The sequence below is a fragment of the Hydrogenispora ethanolica genome, from assembly GCF_004340685.1.
Lineage (GTDB): Bacteria > Bacillota > UBA4882 > UBA8346 > UBA8346 > Hydrogenispora > Hydrogenispora ethanolica.
In genome coordinates this window covers 1-22,945 of the sequence record NZ_SLUN01000038.1, presented here as the reverse complement: position 1 = coordinate 22,945, position 22,945 = coordinate 1, and the positions used below count along the sequence as shown (strand labels likewise).

General features: G+C 51.3%; 21 protein-coding genes. 18 read left to right on the top strand and 3 right to left on the bottom strand.

Annotation, left to right across the window (positions count from 1 at the left end):
* Positions 1-9: 9 nt before the first annotated feature.
* The 11 genes from EDC14_RS22075 (at position 10) to EDC14_RS22025 (ending at position 14,355) form a co-directional block, all read left to right on the top strand.
* Positions 10-1,596 (top strand): DHA2 family efflux MFS transporter permease subunit, encoded by a 1,587-nt coding sequence (locus tag EDC14_RS22075; RefSeq protein ID WP_132016491.1) that lies wholly within the window; start codon positions 10-12, stop codon positions 1,594-1,596.
* Positions 1,597-1,642: 46 nt separating this feature from the next.
* Complete coding sequence (locus EDC14_RS22070; RefSeq protein WP_165908229.1) at positions 1,643-2,080, top strand: MarR family winged helix-turn-helix transcriptional regulator; 438 nt, start codon at positions 1,643-1,645, stop codon at positions 2,078-2,080.
* A 142-nt stretch (positions 2,081-2,222) separates the two neighbouring features.
* Positions 2,223-2,687 carry a MarR family winged helix-turn-helix transcriptional regulator gene (locus tag EDC14_RS22065; protein ID WP_132016489.1) on the top strand — a complete coding sequence of 155 codons (465 nt, stop codon included), beginning with the start codon at positions 2,223-2,225 and terminating at the stop codon, positions 2,685-2,687.
* Between the two features lie 130 nt (positions 2,688-2,817).
* Positions 2,818-3,609: an MBL fold metallo-hydrolase gene (locus EDC14_RS22060; protein WP_132016488.1), complete on the top strand. Its 792-nt coding sequence runs from the start codon at positions 2,818-2,820 to the stop codon at positions 3,607-3,609.
* 172 nt (positions 3,610-3,781) lie between these two features.
* Positions 3,782-4,606, top strand: coding sequence for a class I SAM-dependent methyltransferase (locus tag EDC14_RS22055; RefSeq protein WP_132016487.1), 825 nt, complete (start codon positions 3,782-3,784; stop codon positions 4,604-4,606).
* A 746-nt stretch (positions 4,607-5,352) separates the two neighbouring features.
* Complete coding sequence (locus tag EDC14_RS22050; RefSeq protein ID WP_132016541.1) at positions 5,353-6,027, top strand: response regulator transcription factor; 675 nt, start codon at positions 5,353-5,355, stop codon at positions 6,025-6,027.
* Between the two features lie 5 nt (positions 6,028-6,032).
* Entirely contained in the window at positions 6,033-7,436 is a 1,404-nt protein-coding gene (locus tag EDC14_RS22045) for a sensor histidine kinase (protein ID WP_132016486.1), read from the top strand.
* A gap of 473 nt (positions 7,437-7,909) precedes the next feature.
* Positions 7,910-9,223, top strand: a complete 1,314-nt coding sequence (locus EDC14_RS22040; protein WP_132016485.1) for a TolC family protein — start codon at positions 7,910-7,912, stop codon at positions 9,221-9,223.
* On the top strand, positions 9,220-10,260 hold the full coding sequence (locus EDC14_RS22035; RefSeq protein ID WP_165908228.1) for an efflux RND transporter periplasmic adaptor subunit: 1,041 nt from the start codon (positions 9,220-9,222) through the stop codon (positions 10,258-10,260). Before EDC14_RS22040 ends, EDC14_RS22035 begins: the two co-directional genes overlap by 4 nt.
* 72 nt (positions 10,261-10,332) lie before the next feature.
* Positions 10,333-13,638: an efflux RND transporter permease subunit gene (locus EDC14_RS22030; RefSeq protein WP_132016483.1), complete on the top strand. Its 3,306-nt coding sequence runs from the start codon at positions 10,333-10,335 to the stop codon at positions 13,636-13,638.
* A gap of 156 nt (positions 13,639-13,794) precedes the next feature.
* The gene (locus tag EDC14_RS22025) at positions 13,795-14,355 is read left to right on the top strand and encodes a hypothetical protein (RefSeq protein ID WP_132016482.1); all 561 of its coding nucleotides are present in this window, start codon (positions 13,795-13,797) and stop codon (positions 14,353-14,355) included.
* A 107-nt stretch (positions 14,356-14,462) separates the two neighbouring features.
* Here EDC14_RS22025 and EDC14_RS22020 read toward each other — a convergent pair whose 3' ends face one another.
* On the bottom strand, positions 14,463-15,392 hold the full coding sequence (locus tag EDC14_RS22020; protein WP_132016481.1) for a 4Fe-4S double cluster binding domain-containing protein: 930 nt from the start codon (positions 15,390-15,392) through the stop codon (positions 14,463-14,465).
* Between the two features lie 360 nt (positions 15,393-15,752).
* Here EDC14_RS22020 and EDC14_RS22015 point away from each other — a divergent pair, with 360 nt between their 5' ends.
* From EDC14_RS22015 to EDC14_RS21995, 5 genes are all read left to right on the top strand, one after another.
* Positions 15,753-15,950 carry a type II toxin-antitoxin system HicA family toxin gene (locus tag EDC14_RS22015; protein WP_424337427.1) on the top strand — a complete coding sequence of 66 codons (198 nt, stop codon included), beginning with the start codon at positions 15,753-15,755 and terminating at the stop codon, positions 15,948-15,950.
* Between the two features lie 30 nt (positions 15,951-15,980).
* Positions 15,981-16,409: a type II toxin-antitoxin system HicB family antitoxin gene (locus EDC14_RS22010; protein WP_132016539.1), complete on the top strand. Its 429-nt coding sequence runs from the start codon at positions 15,981-15,983 to the stop codon at positions 16,407-16,409.
* A gap of 182 nt (positions 16,410-16,591) precedes the next feature.
* Positions 16,592-17,443, top strand: a complete 852-nt coding sequence (locus tag EDC14_RS22005; protein WP_132016479.1) for a sce7726 family protein — start codon at positions 16,592-16,594, stop codon at positions 17,441-17,443.
* A 4-nt stretch (positions 17,444-17,447) separates the two neighbouring features.
* Positions 17,448-18,380 carry a sce7725 family protein gene (locus tag EDC14_RS22000; RefSeq protein ID WP_132016478.1) on the top strand — a complete coding sequence of 311 codons (933 nt, stop codon included), beginning with the start codon at positions 17,448-17,450 and terminating at the stop codon, positions 18,378-18,380.
* Positions 18,381-18,382: 2 nt separating this feature from the next.
* Positions 18,383-19,456, top strand: coding sequence for an RES family NAD+ phosphorylase (locus tag EDC14_RS21995; RefSeq protein ID WP_132016477.1), 1,074 nt, complete (start codon positions 18,383-18,385; stop codon positions 19,454-19,456).
* Between the two features lie 413 nt (positions 19,457-19,869).
* On the opposite strand, the gene EDC14_RS21990 is transcribed toward EDC14_RS21995, so the two are convergent.
* A complete protein-coding gene (locus EDC14_RS21990) occupies positions 19,870-20,277 on the bottom strand; it encodes a VOC family protein (RefSeq protein ID WP_132016476.1) in 408 nt (135 codons plus the stop codon).
* 168 nt (positions 20,278-20,445) lie between these two features.
* The gene (locus EDC14_RS21985; RefSeq protein ID WP_132016475.1) at positions 20,446-20,754 is read right to left on the bottom strand and encodes a hypothetical protein; all 309 of its coding nucleotides are present in this window, start codon (positions 20,752-20,754) and stop codon (positions 20,446-20,448) included.
* A 342-nt stretch (positions 20,755-21,096) separates the two neighbouring features.
* On the opposite strand from EDC14_RS21985, the gene EDC14_RS21980 reads away from it, so the two are divergent.
* Both EDC14_RS21980 and EDC14_RS21975 read left to right on the top strand, forming a co-directional pair.
* Positions 21,097-21,465 (top strand): helix-turn-helix domain-containing protein, encoded by a 369-nt coding sequence (locus EDC14_RS21980; protein ID WP_132016474.1) that lies wholly within the window; start codon positions 21,097-21,099, stop codon positions 21,463-21,465.
* Positions 21,466-21,495: 30 nt separating this feature from the next.
* Positions 21,496-22,329: a prenyltransferase gene (locus tag EDC14_RS21975; protein WP_132016473.1), complete on the top strand. Its 834-nt coding sequence runs from the start codon at positions 21,496-21,498 to the stop codon at positions 22,327-22,329.
* The last annotated feature ends 616 nt before the right edge of the window (positions 22,330-22,945 follow it).

Below are 22,945 nucleotides of genomic sequence, written 5' to 3'. Positions count from 1 at the left end.
GATGGGTATATGGAAGAGCAGCAAGGTGCCTTATATAAATGGATGGCGCTGCTGGTATGCGTCATTGGAACCTTTATGTCGATTCTGGACAGCAGTATTGTCAATATCGCCATCCCGAAATTGATGGCGGTTTTTGGCGTCTCTTTGGATGACGTAAAATGGATCCTGACCGCCTACACTCTCGCTTTGGGAGCCATTATCCCGCTCACCGGGTATCTCGGTGATATCCTGGGGACCAAAAAGGTCTTTATTTTCGCGCTGATCATGTTTACCGTGGGATCCTTTTTTTGCGGATTTGCCTGGAGCAATAGCTCGATGATTGTTTTCCGGGTGATCCAGGCTCTGGGCGGCGGAATGATCATGCCGGTGGCCATGTCGATTATTTATGAGATCATTCCGCCCGCGGAACGCGGCATGGCCTTGGGATTTTGGGGCATTGCCTCCATGGCGGCTCCGGCTATCGGGCCGACGCTGGGCGGTTATATCATTGAGAAATTGGACTGGCGTTTGATTTTCTATGTCAATGTGCCGATCGGTATCATTTGCGTCGCCTTGGCCGTCATTCTCTTAAAACCGTCCGTTGTCAAGCCCGCCAAGGGATTTGACTGGATTGGCTTTATCTCCTCCACGGTGGGGCTGGTAAGCATCCTCTATGTCCTGGGTGAAGGGTCCAATATTGATTGGAGCGACATTAAGAATCCTCTTTTATTGACATTGGGCGGATTTTGTCTTATGCTGTTTGTCGTCAATGAATTGACCCACCTTGATCCGTTGTTGGATTTACGGGTGTTTACGATCTTTGATTTCAGTATCAGCCAGGTGATTAGTTGTATTACGACGTTTTCGCTGATGGGAGCGACCTATATTCTCCCGGTTTTTCTGCAAAACATGCGCGGTTATACCGCCATGGAAACCGGGCTCATCATGTTGCCGTCGGCCGTCGCGACGGGAATCTTGATGCCCGTCAGCGGTTTTATTTTTGATAAAGTCGGTGCCAAACCGGTGGCGGTTCCGGGCCTGTTTCTTTTGGCGTGGGCTTCGTATGAACTTTCATTTATCAATCTCAATACCAGCAAAGAATTCATCAGCTTCTTGCTGGTCATCCGGGGAATCGGCCTCGGGCTTTCGATGATGCCGATCAATACCTCGGGAATGAATGCCGTTCCTCAAAGGCTGGTAGGAAGGGCCTCGGCATTATCCAATACGATCCGTCAGGTGATGGGCTCGCTCAGTGTTACGATTATGACCATGACCCTGAATGCCCGGGTCAACACGAATTATGCCCGGCTGTCGGAACAGGTGACGGCCTTTAATTCCCAAGCCGCAACGATGTTCAACCAGCTTCAAGGGTTGTTTACGACAAACCGGTTTTCAACGGCGGAAGCCCAGGGCGCCGCTACCTCTGTAATCTATGGATTGGTATATAAGCAGGCTTATGTGGATGCGATGGACTATGCCATTGCCATTACGGTCGTTGCCGTGGCGATAGCCATCATCGTGGTATTCTTCATGCGGGGCAAGCAGAAAGATACTTCTCAAAACGGGGATCATCCGGATGAAGGGGAGGGATTGACCCATGCAGCAGTGCTCGAATGATCAAATGGAGAAAATCGTAGAACTTTTCCGGTCCATCCAGCGGAAAATGCGCGAAGTGGCCGCTCAAAAGTTCAGAGCCTACGGATTCACTTTACCGCAGCTCAATTTGGTGTTCATACTGTATGAAACACCCGATATCATGCTCAATGAACTCACCAAAAAAATGGGATTATCCCAAAGCACGGTTTCCTCCATTGTGGATAGGCTGGTGAATCAAGGCGTTGTCGTTCGCCAGATACCCAAGGATAATCGCCGTTCGGTGCATTTATCGCTGTCGCCGGAGTTTATGGAGAATAACCGGAGCCTGCTCGATTATAGGAATAAGTTTTTGGATGATATTTTCAATTTCCAGGGCTTATCCGCTGAAGATGCGGATACCATTATCTATGCGTTGGGGAAAGTGGATAAACTATTCCGCCCCGTTTCGGAAAAGATCAAAGCAAACCCGGCCATGGACGGGTGCAGGCAGGATGATAATCCTTAGTATGGAGTAAAGGAAGTGCTTGAGGTCGTGCTTAAGCGATCAAGCGGGGGTCTGCAAGGAAAAGCAGTTGCTCAATTTATCTTGACTTTGATTTCTATGAGAGTTATATTTAATTTGATGTTTAGTTACTAAACAAGGGGCGATGATCATTTCCAGCCAAGAACAATTGCAAAAGTTAACACAGCAGTTCAGCCGGATTATGAATAAATACAGTACGGGAGAGAAACGGGCCCACGACTATGGGATCGGAAACAGGTTGTTCCGGTCCGAAGTACATACCATTGCCGCGATCGGCGATCATCAGAATATCAACGTTACCGAATTGGCACTGCTCTTAGGCATCACCAAAGGGGCAGTTTCCCAAGTGATTGATAAGTTGGTCAAAAAAGGCTTCGTGAATAAAACTTTTGCAGCGCCGGGAACGAACGAGGTCGCTTTAACCCTCACCGAACAGGGGCTGACAATTCATCAAAAGCACCAGGAGTATCACGCGAAAATGTATTCTGAGATCGCTCAATTGTTGGCGGATTGCTCCGATGAGCAAATAAGTTTTTTAGGAAAAATCCAAGATATTATCGAGGAATTTTTTGATAAACGTTTCCGATAAAGTTGGCTCATAACAATTGCTGAATGGAATTGGCAGCGATCAAAGCAATCAAGGGGAATTTTTTTGCAATCATGTTTAGCAACTAAACATCGGGTATTTACTGAAAAGTAAGAGGAATCGGAGGGTCTCCATGGATATCATCACTTTAAAACTCAGCGTGACCCATTGTTTCTTGCTCAAAACCAAGGAGGGATATGTTCTCATTGATACCGGATATGAAGCGGATTGGGAATTGTTCCGTCGACGCCTTCAAGAGGCGGGGGTCGAGTTTTCCCAGCTTCGTCAGATCATCTTGACCCATCATCATGATGATCATGCCGGACTTTTGAATCTCATTGTGAAAGAGAATCCCCGGATTCAGGTGGTGATGTCGCGATGCGCCAAAGAGCTGTTGGCAAGGGGTGAAAACGATGCCGCGCACCCCAAAGGAGTAATCAACCGGCGGGTTCGCTTGTTACTGACGCTAAAACGCTTTATCATCATGCTGACGTTAAAGAAGTATGTCCCGAAAAACCGAAATCTCAAATTCCCCCCTTATGAGGTGCGTCCCAACGACATTCTAATCTCCGGCGAAACCCGTTTGGAAGCCATCGGGATCGGCTTGAAGGGCCGGATTATCAAGACACCGGGTCATACCATCGATTCGCTTTCGGTTTTGTTGGACGACGGGGACACTTTGGTTGGGGACGCGGCAGCCAACATGCTGCGGTTCGCCGGGACAAAGTACTGCGTTATCGGGGTGAGCGATCTGGATGAATATTACCGCAGTTGGCAAAGGCTCATTGCCGCAGGGGCCAAGCGGATTATGCCGGCCCATGGCAAACCCTTTTCGGTTGACAAATTAATCGCCAATATGGGCCGGAACAAAAAGCAAAACATGGTGATGGTAAGCCAAGGAAGGCTGGAGAAGCAATTAAGATGAAACCAAACAAGGTGCTTATCAGTGCCCGGCCTTTGCGGGTGGCTCCGGGAGAAAAACCACACACTTTTTTGGAGAAGAATGGTAAAATGTTAGCATTGACCCAAAGGGTTTTCTTTGGTTTTATTCATCGCGGTCGGAAATTATAGTGGAATCGGAAAAAGGAGCAAAAAAGATGGATAATATCGCTGCCAATATTATCGGGCAATATGAGATTATGGACGAAGACAAGCGGCTGGAGGGCGGATTTGGTCAGCTTGAGAAGGAACGGGCCAAGGAGCTGATCGCGCGGTATTTATGGAAAGAAGGACTGACGATCGTCGACGCCGGCGGCGCCACGGGCGCTTATTCCTTATGGCTGGCCGCGCTGGGGCATTCCGTCCATTTGATCGATATCGTACCCAAACATGTGGCGCTGGCGGAGCAAAAAGCGCAGGCCACTCCCAAAACCCATCGTTTCAAGGCGAGCGTCGGCGACGCGCGGGTGCTCCCGGAAATCGCCGACGGCAGCGTCGATCTGGTGATCTCCCACGGCCCGCTCTATCATTTGACGGACCGTAACGATCGCCTGGCAACCTTGTCGGAAGCCCGGCGCATTTTGAAACCGGGCGGAATCCTGTTGGCTTTCACTATTACCCGGTATGCCGGAATCAATTATGCCATCCCCAACGGCCTGGTGTTTGACGAGACCTATTACTCGGTCATGCGGGAAGAAGTGCTGACCGGATTGTGCAATAACAATCCCCGCAGGATCAGTACGTTTACCAATGCCTTTTTTCACCTGCCCGAGGAGATCCGGGACGAAGTCCGGGAAGCCGGATTGGAATATGAGAAGACGCTCGGCGTCATCGGCACGGCGTGGCTGGTGCCGGAGCTGGATCATGGTTGGCGGGATGAAGCCAAAAGAGAGCGCATCCTGGCGGTGGCCCGGCTATTGGAGAATGAACCGGTCCTGGGGCCGAGGATGATGACGGTTGCGCGAAAGGAACCGATGAGCTGACCCGGCTGGGTGAAAGCCCGCCGCCGATCCGCCGGGGTTTTGGGTGCAACGATAAACAAAGCGGAGCAGAAACTCCCGTTTCATCCTGAAAGATGATATTTTGGCACGTGCGCAATTACTGCAGCGGTTAATACAATAACTACTAGAAAATAGAAAACCAATCAAAATCCAAGAGGTGATAAACATGTCATGTGGTTGCGATGGTTCCATGATGGGCTTCGGCGGTACCTTTGCTCCGAGAGCCTTCGGTGCCCCGATCGCCCCGGTGGGATTTGGCGGCGCATGGGGTACCTCGATAGCACCGGTTGGAGTATGCCCCACGGCGGTAGCACCGGTCGGAATATGTCCCACGGCGGTGGCTCCGGTCGGAGTATGCCCCACCGCAGCGGCGCCGGCTTATGTCGTCGTTTCTCTGGGCCGGCGGCGGAGATGCTGGTAACTGGTAAACAATTGTAGCGGATTGAAACTTCAGGATTGAATACGCATTCAGGGAGGGCTGTCTTCACAAGAGGCAGCCCTTTTTTCATTTTATTCCGGTTGCATCATGATCCTAACGGACCCTGTGGACGCGATGGATGGTCCAAAGTCCGCCAGGCGGGACTGGAGCGGCTATTCCGGAACCGGTTGAAACGTAAGGGGTGCTCCGGGCGGAACCAAAACCGGCAGCCGATGCTTTTCTTCACAAAATCATCACAAAAAATTGCTAGGATAGTGATAAAAAATTGCGGGAGGTTCCGGTGACAACGATCGGACTCAAGATTCTGGTGGTCGACGACGATCCGATGATCGCCAATTCCCTCAAGCGGGTATTGACTTACGAAGGATTCCAAACCGAGGTTTCCAACGACGGGGCCGCGGCGCTGGAGACCGTGGACCGTTTCCGGCCCGGCCTGGTCATCCTGGATGTGACCATGCCGGGGCTTTCCGGCATCGAAGTATGCAAGAGACTCAAGGCCAAGACCGCGATCCCGGTCCTTTTCCTGTCGGCGCGCGATGATATCGGCGACCGGGTGGCGGGGCTTGACAGCGGCGGCGACGATTATTTGATCAAGCCCTTCGCCTATGAGGAGCTGTTGGCCCGGGTCCGGGCCCTGCTGCGCCGCAACGGCAACCAACCGGAGCCGCCGGTATTGTCCTTGGGGGAGCTGGCTCTGGATACCGCCACCCACACCGCGTCCAGGAACGGCCGCTCCATCGCCCTGTCGACCACTGAATACCAGCTGTTATATTATCTGATGACTAATCCACGCCGGTTAGTGACCAAAGGGATGATTCTCGAGGCCGTCTGGGGCTATGATTTCGGCGGCGAATCCAACATCGTCGAAGTCTATATCCGGTACCTCCGGAACAAACTGGAGCAGGACGGCGCAACCCGCTTGATCCATACCGTCCGGGGCTCGGGCTATATTTTAAAGGAGTAGCGAAAATGGCTTTGCCGATCCGGAACCGCTTGGTCGCCTGGCATGCTTGCATATTGGCGGTTTTATTGCTGCTTTTTACCGGCGGGCTATATCTCGCGCTCCGGTATCATTTAAACCGCGAAGTCAATGAATCCTTGCTCGCCTGGGCCGCAGAGAATTACGGGATTCCCGAAAAGCGGCCCCACCGGGACAATTCCGGTGCGGGCAGGGCGGCCGACGCCATGCTGCCCGAGTCCTTCTCGATGATCCTGGATGAAAAGGGCAGGTCCCTTTCGGATCATTCCCTCAACCCGGCGGTTGCCGCCCGCCTCCGGCGAATGGTGGCTCAGATCCGGGTGCCGCGGGGAAAGCGGCGGGACGAAGAGACGGTCGCCATCCATGATCAATGGTATCGAATCTTTCTCTTCCCGCTCGTCCAACCGGACGGCCGCCGGTCCTATCGGGTGGTGGGACGATCTCTGGAGCACGTGAATTCCAGTCTGGCGGGGTTGGCGGTATTCCTGGGAAGCGGCTGGCTGGTCGCGGTGGCGGCCTGTACGGTGATCTCCTGGAGCTTCGTCGGCCGTACCTTACGGCCGGTGAACCTGATGACCAGGGATTCATTGCAGATCGCGGCCTCGGGCCAGCTGGGCCGGAGGATCGCCAATCTCGGCTGGGCGCGAGATGAGTTTGGCGAACTCTGCCAAGCGCTCAACCAGATGCTGAGTTCCCTCGAAGACTCCTATGAAACCCAGCGCAAGTTTCTGGCGGACGCATCTCATGAGCTGCGGACCCCGCTGACCTCGATCAAAGCCAATCTGGACTTCTTAAACCATGCGACGAAGCTTCCGGAAGCCGAACGGAGCCAGGTGCTGCGGGATATCGCCGCCGAGGTGGACCGGATGGCCGGGCTGGTCCACGAATTGTTGCTGCTGGCCCGGGTGGAGGGGCAGAGCCACCCCGAGCGACTCCCGGTGGACTTGGCCGCCATTGCCCGGGAAGCGGTCTCCGGTTTTCTGCACGGGCCGGCGGCGGACCGGAGGCTCACCCTGCAAGCGCCCGACAGCTTGCCGGTCCTGGGAGAGGCCGACAAACTCAAGCAACTGTTGATCATCCTGCTGGATAACGCGCTGAAATACACAGCCGGCCAAGGGCGGATTGAGGTGTGGATCGGCAACCATGAGGGAGAGCCGGTTGTATCCGTCAGCGATGACGGGCCGGGAATTCCCGAGGCCGAATTGCCTTTGGTGGGAAACCGTTTTTACCGGGCCAGCAATATCCGGGGGACGCCCGGGTCCGGCCTGGGGCTGGCGATTGCCCGTTCCATCGCGGCCCATCATCAAGCGATGCTGCAACTGTCCAACCGCCAGCCGGCGGGACTGCGGGTGGAAATCAAGTTTCCCCGGAACGAAGAGGATCATGCCCAATGAAGGCCGAGCAATCAGACGGCCTTCATTTTTTTGTTAATGGGGGCAATACTCTCAGTTTATTTTAAGGTCGGTTTCATTTCTGTTTAAGCTCCATGAATTATTCTAGGATTAACAAGGACGAATGATTCATTCGAACCTTGCTCCGCCTCCGGGCGGCCCCGGGAACGCCGGGTTGCGGAGAATGGGGTGCCGCGGTGAGACGGACAGTTTTTTCATTCTTCTCCAAATTTTTTTGGGACTCCCACGGGGAGACCGGGCTGTTGACGAATATCAACAGCTTCTGTTTTAGAAGCCATGCGATAAAGTCTTTTGAATCGGAAATTAGCTTGCAAATAAGGTTATGAAACGACCTTATCACTTGCTTCGCTGAGCTTTTGTATTCACCCAGGCCTTCGACAGGGTTTATCACAACGCTTTGAGAGCAGCCCGCTCTATGACGGTTGGCAATTCACTGATTCAGAAGAGAAAAGAGGGTGAACAGGACTTTGGAAACTGCTGCAATTTGCTGGAAACGATGCAACCGTTATGCTTGGCCGGGATTGGGCGTGGTGATCCTGCTGATATGCTCCGGCGCCTCCGCCCTTGCCGCCGCTGCAGCGCCGGGCGATAAGGGGCTGGCCTCCTTAATCGCCATCGCGCTGTCGCACAATCCGGGATTGAAGTCCGCGCAACGCCAGGCCGACGCGGCGGCGCTCAAAGTGGCGCCCGCTGCCAGCCTTCCCGATCCGGAGTTCATGGTCGAAACGATGAATAATCCGCTCGGTTCGGCGATGGCGGAGAACCAGGGCTTCGAATATTCGTGGCGCCAGATGATTCCCTATCCCGGCAAATTGAATGCCGCCGCCGCCCGGCAGCGCGCGGAGGCCGACGCCGCCCGGGAAACGTACGCCATGAAAGCCGCCGACCTGAAGAAGGATGTCGCCTTGATGTACTACGGCATCGCGGCCATGGACGCCCGGCTGGCCGTGGAATATCAGAAGCAGAAACAGCTGGAAGCCGTGGGGGCGGTGATCGCGGCCCGCTTTGCCGGCGGGAAGGCCACGCTGTCCGAGTATATCCGCACTCATAACATGAAAGCCATGGCCAGGACGGATAGCGCGGTGATGGCGGCGGAGCGGGAGCGGATGGCGGCGGATCTGGCCGCGATGCTCGGCGGGCCCATTCCCAAGGATACCGTGTTCAGCGCGGATCCGGCGCCCCTCAAACAGCTGCCCAAGGAAACGGAGCTGGTCGACAAGGCCTTGGCCGGTTTCCCGGAACTCCGGATGAAGCGGGCGATGGAACGGCGGATGGCGGCGGAAGCGGAGCAGATGAGGCTGGAGCCGCTGCCCGACTTCATGCTGAGCGGCGCCCTGGAGACGATGAAGAACGGGGATAAGACGTATTCGCTCGGCGTCGCCATTCCCTTGCCGCTCTTTTACAAGACCAAGCAAGCGCCGTTGATCGACGCCGCCGCGGCCATGCGCGAAGCGACGACCGGGGAACGCCGGGAGGCTGAGAACCGGATCGCGCAACAGGTTCGCGCCCGTTACGCGGCGCTGGCCAAGGCCAACGAGGCCTTGACCCTTTACCAGACGGCGCTGAAAAGCGGAACGCAACAGGCTTTCGACGTCGCGCTGAAGGATTACCAAATCGGCCGGATTAGTTTCAGCGAATTGATCGAGACGTTCCAGGCCGTATACGACACCCTGTCGGGAATCGAAAAGAGCAAGCAATGGGCGATGGAGGAACGAGTTTATCTGGAGTTTTATACCGGAAGCCCGCTGCGGGGGGAGGAAAAACCATGAAAACCCGATGCAAAATCGTGATTGGAGCGGCTGTAGCCGTCGTCCTGGCGGTGGCCGGCTTGATCGGTTACCACCAGCTGAAACCGGCCGGTCCGGCCGGCGGGGAAGATTCGATGGCAGCCATGGAGATGGGCGATGAGAGCGGCCCGGCGATGGCCGGGATGGATATGGGCGCGATGCCCGGCATGGCTATGGGAGAGTCGGCCCCGGAGGATAAGAATGTGCCGGGATACGCTCCGATTCAACTGGACGCCCGGCGGCAGCAGCTGATCGGCGTGAAAACCACAGTCGTCGGGAGACAGGCGCTGAGCCGGACGATCCGGGCTTACGGCACGATCTCTCACGATACCGATCTTTACGCGGCGCAGCAGGAGCTGATCAGCGCCAACCGTTATTATCACAGCCTGGCCGGGGGCGACGGCCAGGAAAGCGCCAGGGTGATCCTGGACTCGGCCCGCAAAAAGCTGGCGATCATGGGCTACAGCAACGCCCAGATCAACCGGCTGATCGCCCGGGGCCGCAGCGACGACTCGCTGATCGAGGGGGGGAGCTCCTCCCGGGTTTGGATCTACGCCCGGATTTACCAGAACGATCTCCCCTATGTCAAGGCAGGCCAAAAAGTCCGCATCTCCGGCCCGGAGCTGGCCGGGAAAACCTTATACGGCACCATCGATTCGCTGGATACGGTCCTCGACCCGGAGACCCGCAGCATCCGGGCGCGGATTCTGGCCGGCTCGGACACTCCGCTGGCGCATGAAAGCTACGTGGATGTGGATATCGAGGTTCCCATCGGCGCGGTGGTGGCCCTGCCGGAAGAGGCGGTGATCGACAGCGGCGGGCGCCAGCTTGCCTTCGTCAGCCAGGGCGACGGTTATTTCGAACCGCGCCAGTTGGTGCTGGGCCGCCATGCCGCAGGATACTACGAGGTCATCTCCGGCGTCCGCTTCGGTGAAAAAGTGGTCAGCTCCGCCAATTTCTTTATCGATTCCGAGAGTCAGCTCAAGGCGGCGACCGGCAACATGAGCATGAACCATTGATGGCCGTGAACAGGCTTCGCTGACGGAGCCCGGATACGGGCCGCGAAAATCTGCCAGGAAAGGATCCTGCACATGATCGAACGTATTATCGAATGGTCCGCCAGGAACAGGGCGTTTGTCTTCATCGGAGTGGTGGCCGTCGTTTTTTGGGCTATCTGGGCCATCCATCAGATCCCGCTGGATGCGATCCCGGACCTCACCGACACCCAGGTGATCGTCTACGCCCGTTGGGACCGGCCGCCGCAAATCATCGAGGACCAGGTCTCCTACCCGATCGTCTCGGCGTTGCTCGGCGCGCCGAAGGTCAAGGATATCCGGGCCTTTTCCGATTACGGCTTCTCCTATGTTTATATCATCTTCGAGGACGGTACCGACGTGTATTGGGCCCGTTCCCGGGTGATGGAGTATCTCTCCAAAGTCAGTACGCAGCTGCCCCAGGGCGTCAAGCTGGAGCTGGGGCCCGACGCCACCGGCTTGGGCTGGATCTACCAGTACGCCCTGGTCGACCGGACCGGCCGGAACTCCCTGGCCGACCTGCGGCGTTTCCAGGACTGGCAACTCAAATACGCGCTCCAGGCGGTCAAGGGCGTCTCTGAGGTCGCGTCCATCGGCGGCTTTGTCAACCAATACCAGATCACCCTGGACCCGAAGGCGCTGGCTGTTTACCAATTGTCCGTCAGCGACGTAGTCCGGGCGGTGCAGTCCGCCAACGAAGAGGTCGGCGCCAGGCTGCTGGACATCGCGGGACGGGAATTCATGGTGACGGTGCGCGGTTATATCAAAGGCAAGGATGACATCGGCGCAATCGTGCTCAAATCGATGAACGGCTTCCCGGTCACGATCAAAGATGTGGCCAAAATCAGCCTGGGGCCGGACATGCGGCGCGGCCTCGCCGACTTCAACGGCATGGGCGAGACCGTCGGCGGGATCGTGATCATGCGGTACGGCGAAAACGCCATGAATGTGATCCATAACGTCAAGGAGAAGCTCAAAGAGATTCAATTGCCGGAAGGCGTGGAGCTGATCCCGGTCTACGACCGCTCGACGCTGATCCAAGACTCCATCAAGACCCTCAGCAACAAGCTGTTCGAAGAGATGATCGTCGTCGCCCTGGTGATCCTGGTCTTCCTGATGCACGTGCCGTCGGCGATGGTGCCGATCGTCACCTTGCCCATCGCGGTGCTTTTTTCGTTCATTCCCATGAAGTATCTGGGGCTGACATCGAATATCATGTCCCTGGGCGGGATCGCCATCGCCATCGGCGCGATGGTCGACGCCTCGATCGTAATGATCGAAAACGGCCATAAGCAGCTCCATCTCTGGCAGGCCCGGGGGGAGAAAGGCGATTACCGCGAGGTACTGATCGGCTCCATGCAGGAGGTGGGCCGTCCGTCCTTCTTCTCGCTGATTGTCATCGGCGTCTCCTTCCTGCCCATCTTCACCCTGGAGGGGATCGAAGGACGGCTTTTCCGGCCCCTGGCTTTCACCAAAAACTTCGCGATGTTCTTCGGAGCCTTGCTGGCGATCACGCTGGTGCCAGCCATTCAGCTGTTGTTTATCCGGGTGAAGAAATTCCATCTCAAACCGGGCTGGCTGAACGGCATGGCGAATAAGGTGTTGGTGGGCACGATCCATTCCGAGGAGGATCATCCGCTCTCGCGGGCGCTTTTCAAAATCTACGGCCCGGTCATCGATTTCGTTCTGAAGTACCCGAAACGGGTGATCCTCGCCGCCGCGCTGGTCTTCGCCCTGAGCATGCCGGTCTTCCTGTTTATCGGCAGCGAATTCATGCCGCCGCTGAATGAAGGGTCGATCCTGTATATGCCGACCACCTTGCCGGGGATCTCGGTGACCGAGGCGTCGAAGATCCTCCAGATGCAGGATAAGATCATCAAGTCCTTCCCGGAAGTGGCCACGGTCTTCGGCAAGGCGGGGCGGGCCGAGACCTCCACCGACTCCGCGCCGTTCTCGATGATGGAGACGACCATCGTTCTCAAGCCCGAAGCAGAGTGGCGGGAGAAGCGGCAGTGGTACAGCGGGCTGCCCGAATTCCTCAAAGGCCCGTTCCGCCTGTTCTGGCCGGACCGGATCAGCTATGAGGAGCTGCTGGCGCAGATGACCCGGGAATTGCGCATCCCCGGCCAGGTCAACATGTGGGCGCAGCCGATCAAGGGCCGGATCGACATGCTGACCACCGGGGTCCGGACTCCGGTCGGCATCAAGATCTACGGCGACGACATCGCGGCGATCGAAAGAATCGGGAAACAGATCGAGCTCCATGTGCCGATGATTCGGGGCACGCGCAGCGTCTACGCCGAGCGGACCTCCGGCGGCTACTTCGTGGATATCAACTTGAAGCGGGACGAGATCGCCCGCTACGGACTGTCCGTGGAGGAAGTGCAGATGAACCTGATGTACGCGGTGGGCGGCGAGAATATCACTCAAACCATCGAAGGCCGGGAACGTTTCCCGATCAATCTCCGTTATCCGCGGGAGCTGCGGGATACGGCGGAAAAGATCCGCCAGGTCTATATCACGACCATGGCAGGGGTCCAGGTGCCGCTCTCCCAGTTGGCGGAGGTCACCCTGACCACCGGGCCCGGCATGATCCGCGACGAGAACGGACGGCTGGCCGGATACGTCTTCGTGGATCCCGGCAATCGCGATATCGGCGGGTATGTGACGGAACTCAAAGCGACCATCGCCAAGAACGTCAAGATACCGCCCGGCTATGTCATCAGCTACAGCGGGCAGTACGAATCGATGGAACGGGTCAAGAACCGGATGCTGCTGATCATCCCGGTGACCTTGGCGATCATCTTCTTCCTGTTATATTTCAATACCCGCTCTTATGTAAAGACGGCCATCATTCTGCTGGCGGTGCCGTTCTCCCTAATCGGCGTGGCCTGGGCGCTCTTTTTACTCAAATACAACCTCTCCATCGGCGTCTGGTGCGGCATCATCGCCCTGCTCGGCGTGGATGCCGAGACGGGAGTCTTTATGCTCCTTTACCTGGACCTGGCTTATGATTCGCAGGCGAAAGAGGGCCGGATGAAGACCCTGGCCGATCTGAAGGCTGCGATTCATGAGGGAGCGGTCAAGCGGATCCGGCCGAAGATGATGACGGTGGCGGTCATGTTCATGGGGCTCCTGCCGATCATGTGGGCGCCGTTGTCGGAGACCGGCGCCGATATGATGAAGCGGATCGCCGCGCCGATGGTCGGCGGGATCTTCGTCTCCTTCCTGATGGAGCTGGCGGTGTACCCCGCCATCTACCTGCTGTGGCGGAAACGGTCGCTCGCCAACCGTTCGCAGCAACCGGCGGCTCATCCTCCGGATGAACTGTTGCCGCCGGTGACGGTGGGAGCGGAGTCCTAGCTCGGCAGTCCCGGCTCCGGCGGAGTCCTCCTAAAATCGTCGCGGACAGTCCCGGATGATTGGGAGGACGGCTTCGGAAACCGGCCAGCCGGAAACTTTGAGGGTTTCGGCATCAAAATAAACGATAAAAACGATCATGGAAAGGAAAGTGGTTCAATGAAAAAGCGTTTCATGGCGGTATCATTTCTGGGGGCGATGATTCTGGGCCTGGCGGGGTATCTGACCGCGCCGCTCCAAGCGGCGGCGAATTTTCCCGATTATTTGATCCCGGCGAAGCTGAACACGATGTTTTTCGAGAAAAAGGTGACGATCGTCTTAAACACCAAGGCGCCGGTCCCCGCTACAATCGCCGCCAACTCCGGCTGGATGGTCGGCTTCGACACCGATTCCAATAAGAATACCGGCGGAAAATGGCCGCAGATCGGAGCCGATTATATCCTGAGCGTCATCAACCGGGACGGGAAGTGGGCCGTCTCGATCAAGAATGTCAAAACCGGCGCCACCCGCAATATCGACGGCGAAGTGATGGTGGACAAGAACAACGTCGATTTCAGCGTCCCTTTGAGCGAGCTGGAGAATAAGACGGTCTTCGACTGGCAGATCGCCGTGGTCAGCGGCGACGACCGGAAAGCGTTGCCCGAACGGTTCCGCGCCGACGCCAAGAGCCAAAAAGGCGGCAACTATGACGACTATATGAAAGACACCATGAAGATGTAGCGGCAGGGCCGGAGCCAAACGAAACCGACAGCTACGGGAGGACCGTACTGTCGGTTTTTTATTTCGGGAGGGGATTCTTTTGGGATTGGGAGAGGAGATTATCCGGGTCAGGCACTCTGATGATTCTCCAGCAAAACCCGGATATTCCGGGGCATGGCGCCGAGCCATTCGTCCATGCCCAGAAACCGGACTTTCCGGCGCAGCGCGGGAGGGAACTCCGGCAACGTTTTTCCGGACAACAGCAGAGCGGTTTCGGCTTCGTCAAATTCGACGGGACCGGTGACATGATCGATGCGCTCCCGGTTTTGGGGGCAGATTCTCTGGCACATCAGGCAGTCATACAGGCAATGATGGACCGACCGGGGCAGCCAGTCCGGGAAATCCCCCGGGCTCTCGTTGAAATAGGATAGGCAGCGCTCATTGTCGATCAAAAACCGTTCCGGCAAGATCGCGCCGGTGGGACAGTTCTTCAGGCAGGCGTTGCAACTCTGGCAATGCTCCATGACGCGGAGCTCATGCCAGTCCCCCGCGTCACAGGGGATATCGCTGAAATAGGCCACCAGGGTGAAGAAGCTGCCCATTCCCTCGACATAACAGATGTTGTTGCGGCCGTAGGCCGCCAATCCGCTGCGCACCGCCAGACGTTTCAGGGGGAGCCGGGGCGCGGCTTGAATATGGTATCCCAGCGGTTTCAGAAACCGGGTCAGATATTGTTTGGTCCTCGCCGGCGCGGCTTTCTTACCCATCTCGGAGCGGGCCAGACAGATCAGGGGAACTTTTTGGCCTTGCCAGTGAAAGATGACCTTGGCATAGGCGGGGTTGGGCGAGGCGATGATGAGCAGCGAACGGCTCCCGAAATCCGCGGCAGGCGAGTCAAACTGATAGAGACTGCCCGCAATCCATTTTTGAAACCCGTTCAGGTCTTGGCGTTCTTCGAATTCCGCGATATCCTTTTGCAGATCCGCCAACCGTTCGAGCGGCAGAATCCGGGACTTATCGCCGTGGCTGAGGATCTCCTGGCTAAGCAATTCGATCAAAAATATACCTCCCGTAGGTTCAGGATGCGTTGTTCATGCGCAAAGCGCAACACTTTATTTGCCGTTGCGGACTGGGTATTTGATAGGGTAATTATTTCCACACATTGGCATTTATTCCTGCTGATCGGGGCCATCAATTTGCCTTCGTTCAGTTGGCCGATGGTTGGAGCGGATTGGGGAAATTTAGCAACTTATCGACATGCGTATAATTGAGGCGTATTATAGAAACATAAGGGGGGAGCAAATTGACCATCAGAGAGGTACTAAAAGAGCTGTGATAAACCCGGCTAAAAAGCCGGAAGGGTCACAGCGATTGCCTGAAGCAAGTGATAAAGTCGTTTTAAATCTTTTTATGAGCTAATTTCCGTTTCGAGAGACTTTATCACATGGCTTCTAAAAATTTTATATCAAGATGGATGGATGCCGGTTGAAGAAAGAACCAAGGGCTCCCATATTCAACCCGGCAAACCCGGTAAAGTCACGGTGCCAAACCGTAAAGGGGATATTGCTCCCGGTACGCTGAATAGCATATTTAAGCAAGCGGGGTTAAAAAAGTAAAGCCCATTCGCGAAAGGAGAGCCATCGATGATGCGTAAATTGACTTATTTGGCCGTATTTGAACCCACTGAAACAGGGTATAGCGTATATTTTCCCGATCTTCCGGGTTGCGTGAGCTATGGCGAGGATTTTGAAGCCGCGCGGCAACAGGCCACTGAAGCATTAGAGCTGCATGTCTACGGTATGGAAAAAGACGGAGACGAATTGCCGCTCCCCTCCAAAAGCCCGCAGGTGGACCCGGAAACCGCGGCGGGATATCTTGTTTCCCCCATTACGGTTTTTCCCGATTTGGTAAGGAATGAGTTGGATAACCGGGCTGTTAAGACAAATCTGACCATACCCGCGTGGTTAAAAGAGCTGGCCGAAGCTCAAGGCGTGAATTATTCAAAGATATTTCAAACCGCCCTTATGGATTATCTCGGCGTTTCGCAACCATCCCGGCAAGATCGGGATAAATGAGCGGCGGTTTGGATAATCGCCAGGGAGAGTTCCGGAATGTCGAAAGTGACCTCGGAGGACGCGAAGATTAGGATGATTAGTAGTAAGGCAGTAAAAGGTAATTGTAAATAAATGTCTTTTAAAAAGGCGGGACTGTGGTAAAATGAATTTGTATCATTAGGTTGCTGGGAGAGGGTGATAAAATGAATTCAAGTAACAATATTATCTTGAACAGATTTTTTACCCGGAATACATTTGCTGATCTACTTACAGAAAATTTTAACCGCACATATGTTGAAGTTATTAACCGATATATAAACGACATCGAAACTAAGAGCAATCGAATCCTCATAAGTGAAATTTATAAAATTATGACATATAACTATCGAAACGAATATTTTTATAAAAATACTTTATTGAATAAATTATTACTTGCTAAACATAGTTTAAAAACAACTACAGCTTTAACTGAGATGCCAATTGGCAAATCAAAGGCCGATTTCATATTAATAAACGGAAAAGCTGTTGTTTATGAAATAAAGACAGAATTAGATAGTTTTGAACGTTTAGAAAATCAGTTAAGTGATTATTATAAGGCTTTCGATCATGTATGTGTAGTAACTTGTGAGGATAATTTTGATAAACTAGATGATTTGTTAAATAATAGTCCTGTTGGTATTTATATTTTGACTAAACGTAACACATTGAGCCTCAGAAAGGAACCAAGTAAGGATGACTCTCGCTTAGACTCAAAAATTATGTTTAAGCTTTTGAGAAAAGCGGAATTTGAGAATATTATTAAAATTCATTATGGAGAAATCCCTGTGGTATCGCAAGTCAATCATTATAATCAATGTTATAAACTTTTTAAGAATATTCACCTCGAAAAATCTTATTATTATATGTTGAATGAATTAAAAAAGAGAACTAATATAGAAATTGAGGAATACAAAAATATACCTTATGAATTGAAATTTCTGGCTTATTTTGCGAAGTTTAAAAAAGGTGAGTATCAACAGCTGAATTTGTTCTTGAATAACGAGTTTGGGGGTTAATGATATGTATTTTCCGTACTTACGGGGTCGACAATACGAGTTGCTGGCTTTGAGTGAGTTAGTGGATTCTAAACGTCTTGGAAAACATGTCATGCCTGTTATTGAGCCGATAAAATTATCTTCAACATTGATTAATACTTTAAATTCGTATATTCAAAATGAAAATGAAATAGCCATCATCCATAATCCTCAAGTGGGTTCGTTCCTCAAAGATTTAAAAGACGAAAAGAAAAGCGAAATTTCGAAAAAGTATGAAGAATTATTAAGAAACCAGCTGGTAATAAAAGCTCATATTTTTAATACCAGTTCACAGTCAGAACTTACTCAGTTAAAAATAAAAGAATTCAATAAAAAAGATTTAATGGTCATATGTAATAATCGTGATTTTATTGATCTTTATTCAGAAGAGTTTTCCACAGAATCTCCTCGTTATTCGTTGATTCCCGATGAAAGTGTTTTTAGACGTAAAATTAAAAGCAATAGGATTTTACTTGATGACAAGTTTGAAAAACAGAATCGAAATACTGATTATGCAGAAATTGATGAGCCCTTTTCCGATGATCATTTATTTTATCAAGATGATGAGTTCATTGGTTTTTCGGACTTTTCTATTGTAGGAGATAATTTTTTAGAAGCTGGCTTTGCACCCTATGCCGTAGCTTTACATGTCGTTTATTTTGCAGAAGATAAGAGTTTGCGTATTAAGCATTTTGTTTCTGATTCCAATGAGGATATCACAAATCCGGCGGGAAAATTTTATGAGGCGTTGAAGAAACTCAATAATTGGGATATGACACATAAAATGAATACATTGGGATTGAAGGAACTTTTAATGCATTTTAAAAATGAAACATATCCCGGGCTGGGAACAATTAAAAAGCTTACAATAATGCACCACATTGAGCTGATTGGACAATACCTTGATGAGGTGGAATAGTGATGATATGTTGTAAAGAATGTTTTAAAGATACAATAATAAGAGCTACCATTGAAAAGTTAAATCAAATTGGTGCTTGTGAATTATGTGGAAAAGAAAATGTTTTTATATACAATACTGATACCAATAATCAATTAGAAGGGATGTTTGATGATCTATTAGATATCTATACTATTAATGACGATTTGCCTAATAACTATCCTTCCGAGGATAGGAACTTATTAAAAGATGAACTTTGTATACGATGGAATATTTTTAATCTCGATAGTGATCTAGCAGACAAGGCTATAGTTGGTATCTGTCATAAGAGATATGAAGAACATCCCGAATTGTTTAATGCACCGATTGGGATTTTGGAATTGAATCAAGAAGAATATCTTCAAGAAAATTCAATTATGAAAACTTGCGAGTGGGAGGATTTCGTTGAAGGATTAAAAACGATTAACCGTTTCCATACGGATTGTATAAATAAAGAAAAATTCTTTAGTTTATGTAATCTTATTAAGAAATCATATAAGACGAGAAAAGTATTTTACAGAGCAAGAATTTGTACCGATAAGACCGGCTTTAATACTGATGAAATGGGTGCGCCACCCTCAGATAAAGCTACAGCTGGAAGAGCTAATTCTGCAGGTATAAGTTGTCTGTACCTTGCCGATACAGCTGTAACGGCTATCAATGAAATTAGGGCAGGCATTTATGATTATGTGGCGGTTGGAAAGTTTATTTTAAAACAGGATATCGAGGTAATTGATTTAACACATGTGGATCAGATTAGCCCTTTTTGGGGGAGCGATAAAAAGTTTCATGCAGTAAATAAAAAACATCTACAAAAAATAAGTCATGATATCGCCAAACCCATGCGTAGACATGATAGTTTGCTTGATTATCTACCTACTCAATATATCAGTGATTTTATCAAAAGCTGTGGATTTGCGGGTATAGAGTATCAAAGTACAATGAATAAAGATGGTTATAATCTGGCGATATTTGATGAAACCCTTTATAGATGTTCAACTGTGAATGTTTATGATATTCGAAGGATAAAATATAAATATGATAAGTTAAGTGATTAAGAATCAAAAGAGGACTGGTTTAAAATTATTTTCCGTCTCACAAATACTTAAATCTAATAAATTCCAACAACACCCTCACTTCCTCCATCGCCTTCGTCCGATTCATAGTTCCCCACGGTGAAGCATTCGTTATTTTCGCAAATCATATCCATCAAGGATTCATTGCATATATGCCCGGCTGATGAACGAGGCGGGAAAAGAAGAATGGGAAGAATAAGCTCCCGCCACAACCGGGAAGTCCACTCCCGGAACTCCTACCGGCCTGAAATATACTTCTCATTCTCCTCATTCCATATCTTCACTTTCCCTAAACCAGTTCCGATCGCAGGAATTGGTTTTTTGATGGTTGTTCGCTCCCCCCAAAAAGAATTCCTAAATCAACCCGGCTATCCTCTCATGATTCAGGGACGGACTCAAGGTTTGTTCTGTCCAATAATATTCCCGTCATGGTCAGTAATATAGGTGCCTTTGGTAGTGTCTAAGATTACATATCGATTGTTCCAGGGATCTTTTACAACTGCGCATTTCCCGATTCGAATGTCAAAAGGCCCGTAGATGATTTGACCTCCCGCCTTTTCGATTTCTTTCACCGCTTCGATTACGGAATCGACTTTGATATCAATATTCTGTTCTTTGCGCTGGTTCTGAATGACAATTTCGGTGATTCCCTCACTCATTCCAAGGCCCGCTTCGGAAGCGGATTTCCATAAAACTTTCAACCCAAGACTGTTGCAATAATATTCAATTCCCTGCTGTATGTCCGGAGTGTAGAGTTCTATACAGTCAATATGACTGAATAATGGCTTTTTTGATGTATCCATAAGCGCACTTCCTTTCAAAATGAATTCATCATTCGCAAGTAGCATACAACGATGGCTTTAATCCATTATAAACCCTGTTACGCATAGATTGTCTCTATTTTGAAAATCCGCTATTTGCGTGTCAGAACGCAACCCGGGACGATGGAAGCGGCGCCGACCGCCTTTGCATCAGACCCTGATCCTTTCCACTCCCTGCCCCGCCATGGCGACCCAATACCCGAATAACATCCCGTCCATCAATCCCTCACTATAGATCAATTCGTCCTGCCGGTTCATCTGATCCATCCGGCGGCAATCATAACGGTCCAGGAGTTTTTGGTCTTCCGGAGTCAACTTGGCGGCGAGCTGTTTCAGCAATTGACCTGGTTCCTCTCCAAGCTCCCCGTATTCCGGGTCAAGTTTGACGATCTCCTCATGAATCTGCCAGAGACGATGGAGGATAAATTTTTGAATGCCTTTGCTGTTATCGGTTAACATGGCGGGACCTCCTGGCTTAATGGTTTATTAAGGAGACATACCGTGATATAACGGTTCTTTTCCGGCGGGAACGGTTCTCCGCCTTGAGCCAGAATCCTGTTTATGGTAAAATGAATCGAGAATGAGGGATATTACCGGCTTTTATTGATGAATGGCGGCTCCGCTTTTTTCTGAACGGCATGATACTTCTTCCGGTTGATCCCGGATTCCGCGATATACAGTTAATTGATGAAATTCAGGAGAATATTTCCAAATAAATTATACTAATAATTTATATATAAGTCAATAACATTCCATTATTTTATACTAATAATAAGTATGTTTTTGTGAAAGGATCTTTTTATGCCGCAAAACGTCTTGGGCGCCAAGTTAAAAAAGCTCCGGAAGGAACAAAACCTGACTCAGTCGGAGTTAAGTAGGTTGCTCGGTCTCTCGGAGAACTATATCGCCAAAGTCGAATCGGGCGTCAGACCTTCCATGGAAACCTTCCGCAAATTGGCCGACTTCTTTCAAGTGCCCATTGAATATCTGGTCTCCGAGCGAGAAGAGCAAACGGCCGCGCTCCCGGTCCGCAATCCGGAAGTATTTGAAGCCATGGTGGAAGTGGATCGGATGGAATCCGAGGATCAGCGGTTGGTATTGGACGTGGTAAAGGTCATTTTGCAGAAAAATCGTTGCCAGGTGGCGCTGGAGAAGAAGGGAAGAAAGTAGCTACAAGCAAGATAAAGGGGTTCGATAGCAATGGCCATCGCAAAGCAGTATCAATCCGATGTGGAAGCGATTTTGGCAAAACGCCATGACAATGGTGCTGATTATTGGGCCACTCCCGACCGGCGACTCATGAAAGGAAGCCCATTTACCACCCTCGATTGCGCATTGATGCTGTCAGACCTGGGAATGGACCGTTCCGAACCGGTATTGAAAGAGACTGCCGAGCTGATCTTCAGTGCGTGGCGGGAAGACGGGCGATTTAAGCTGTCCCCGCAAGGCGCAATATATCCTTGCCATACCATTCACGCCGCCCGAACGCTTTGTCATTTGGGTTATGCTTCGGATAGCAGGCTCAAGAGAACCTTTGAGCACCTCTTGGAAATTCAGCATCGCGATGGCGGCTGGCGTTGTAATAAGTTTAGCTTCGGAAGAGGCCCGGAAACAGAATTCTCCAATCCCGGCCCCACGCTGGCGGCTTTGGATGCCTTCCGATTTACACCTTTTCGCAATACCCATGATTCTCTCGACAAAACGGTAGAATTCTTGCTCGATCATTGGGAAACCCGTGCCCCTCTCGGACCTTGCCACTATGGAATCGGCACCCTATTCATGCAAGTGGCGTACCCTTTCTTCAATTACAACCTTTTCTTCTATGTCTATGTGCTGTCTTTTTATGATAAGGCAAAGAAAGACCCGAGATTTCTAGAAGCGCTTGGTGTTTTAGAGTCCAAGCTAATGAAGGGCAAGCTGATTGTGGAACGTCCGAATCAGAAGTTAGCCGGGTTGGTTTTCTGTAATAAAGGGGAAACCAGCGACCTGGGGACTGAGCGTTACGAAGAGATATTGAAAAATCTTGATAGATAGGATGAAATAAATTCCTTAATTTATCCATCATGGCCGGTTTTAGGGACATGATGCATAACAGATATTTAATTCAACTTATATAGAAGTCACGCAAGTCTGGGATAAGCGATCAGCAAACGTCCAAAGAATCATTCCGATAGGAAACGGCAACCGGCAAATCTTATGACAGCAGATTTGCCGGTTGCTGCTTCATACGATTGTTTTCTCTTTGTATCAACGGAGGTCGTTTGGGTATCATTTTTTGCCGCATCCCTCTCCCGAAAAGATTTCAAAATCAACCCGGCTATCTTCTCCCGATCCGGGGATGGAACCCGGGGAAGCTTCCCGGAATCTCGGGGATGTTTCCTCAAGGCTTGTCGATGCTTCCCGAAAGCTCCGTCCTCTTTCCCGGAGGTTTGGGGAAGCATCCCGAAGGATTGGTCCTTTATCCCGGAACCTTGGGGAAGGTTCCCCGAGGCTCCGGGAAGCTAGGATGACCTTTCGGGAAGAAAGGATCGCAGGATCCTATGAAAGGATCATACGATCCCTTACAAGGATGAAGACCATCCCTGATATGGAAGTGCCACGTCAAGCAAAATTTTTAAAAACCTAAAAAAGTTCGAACCAAACCAAGAGA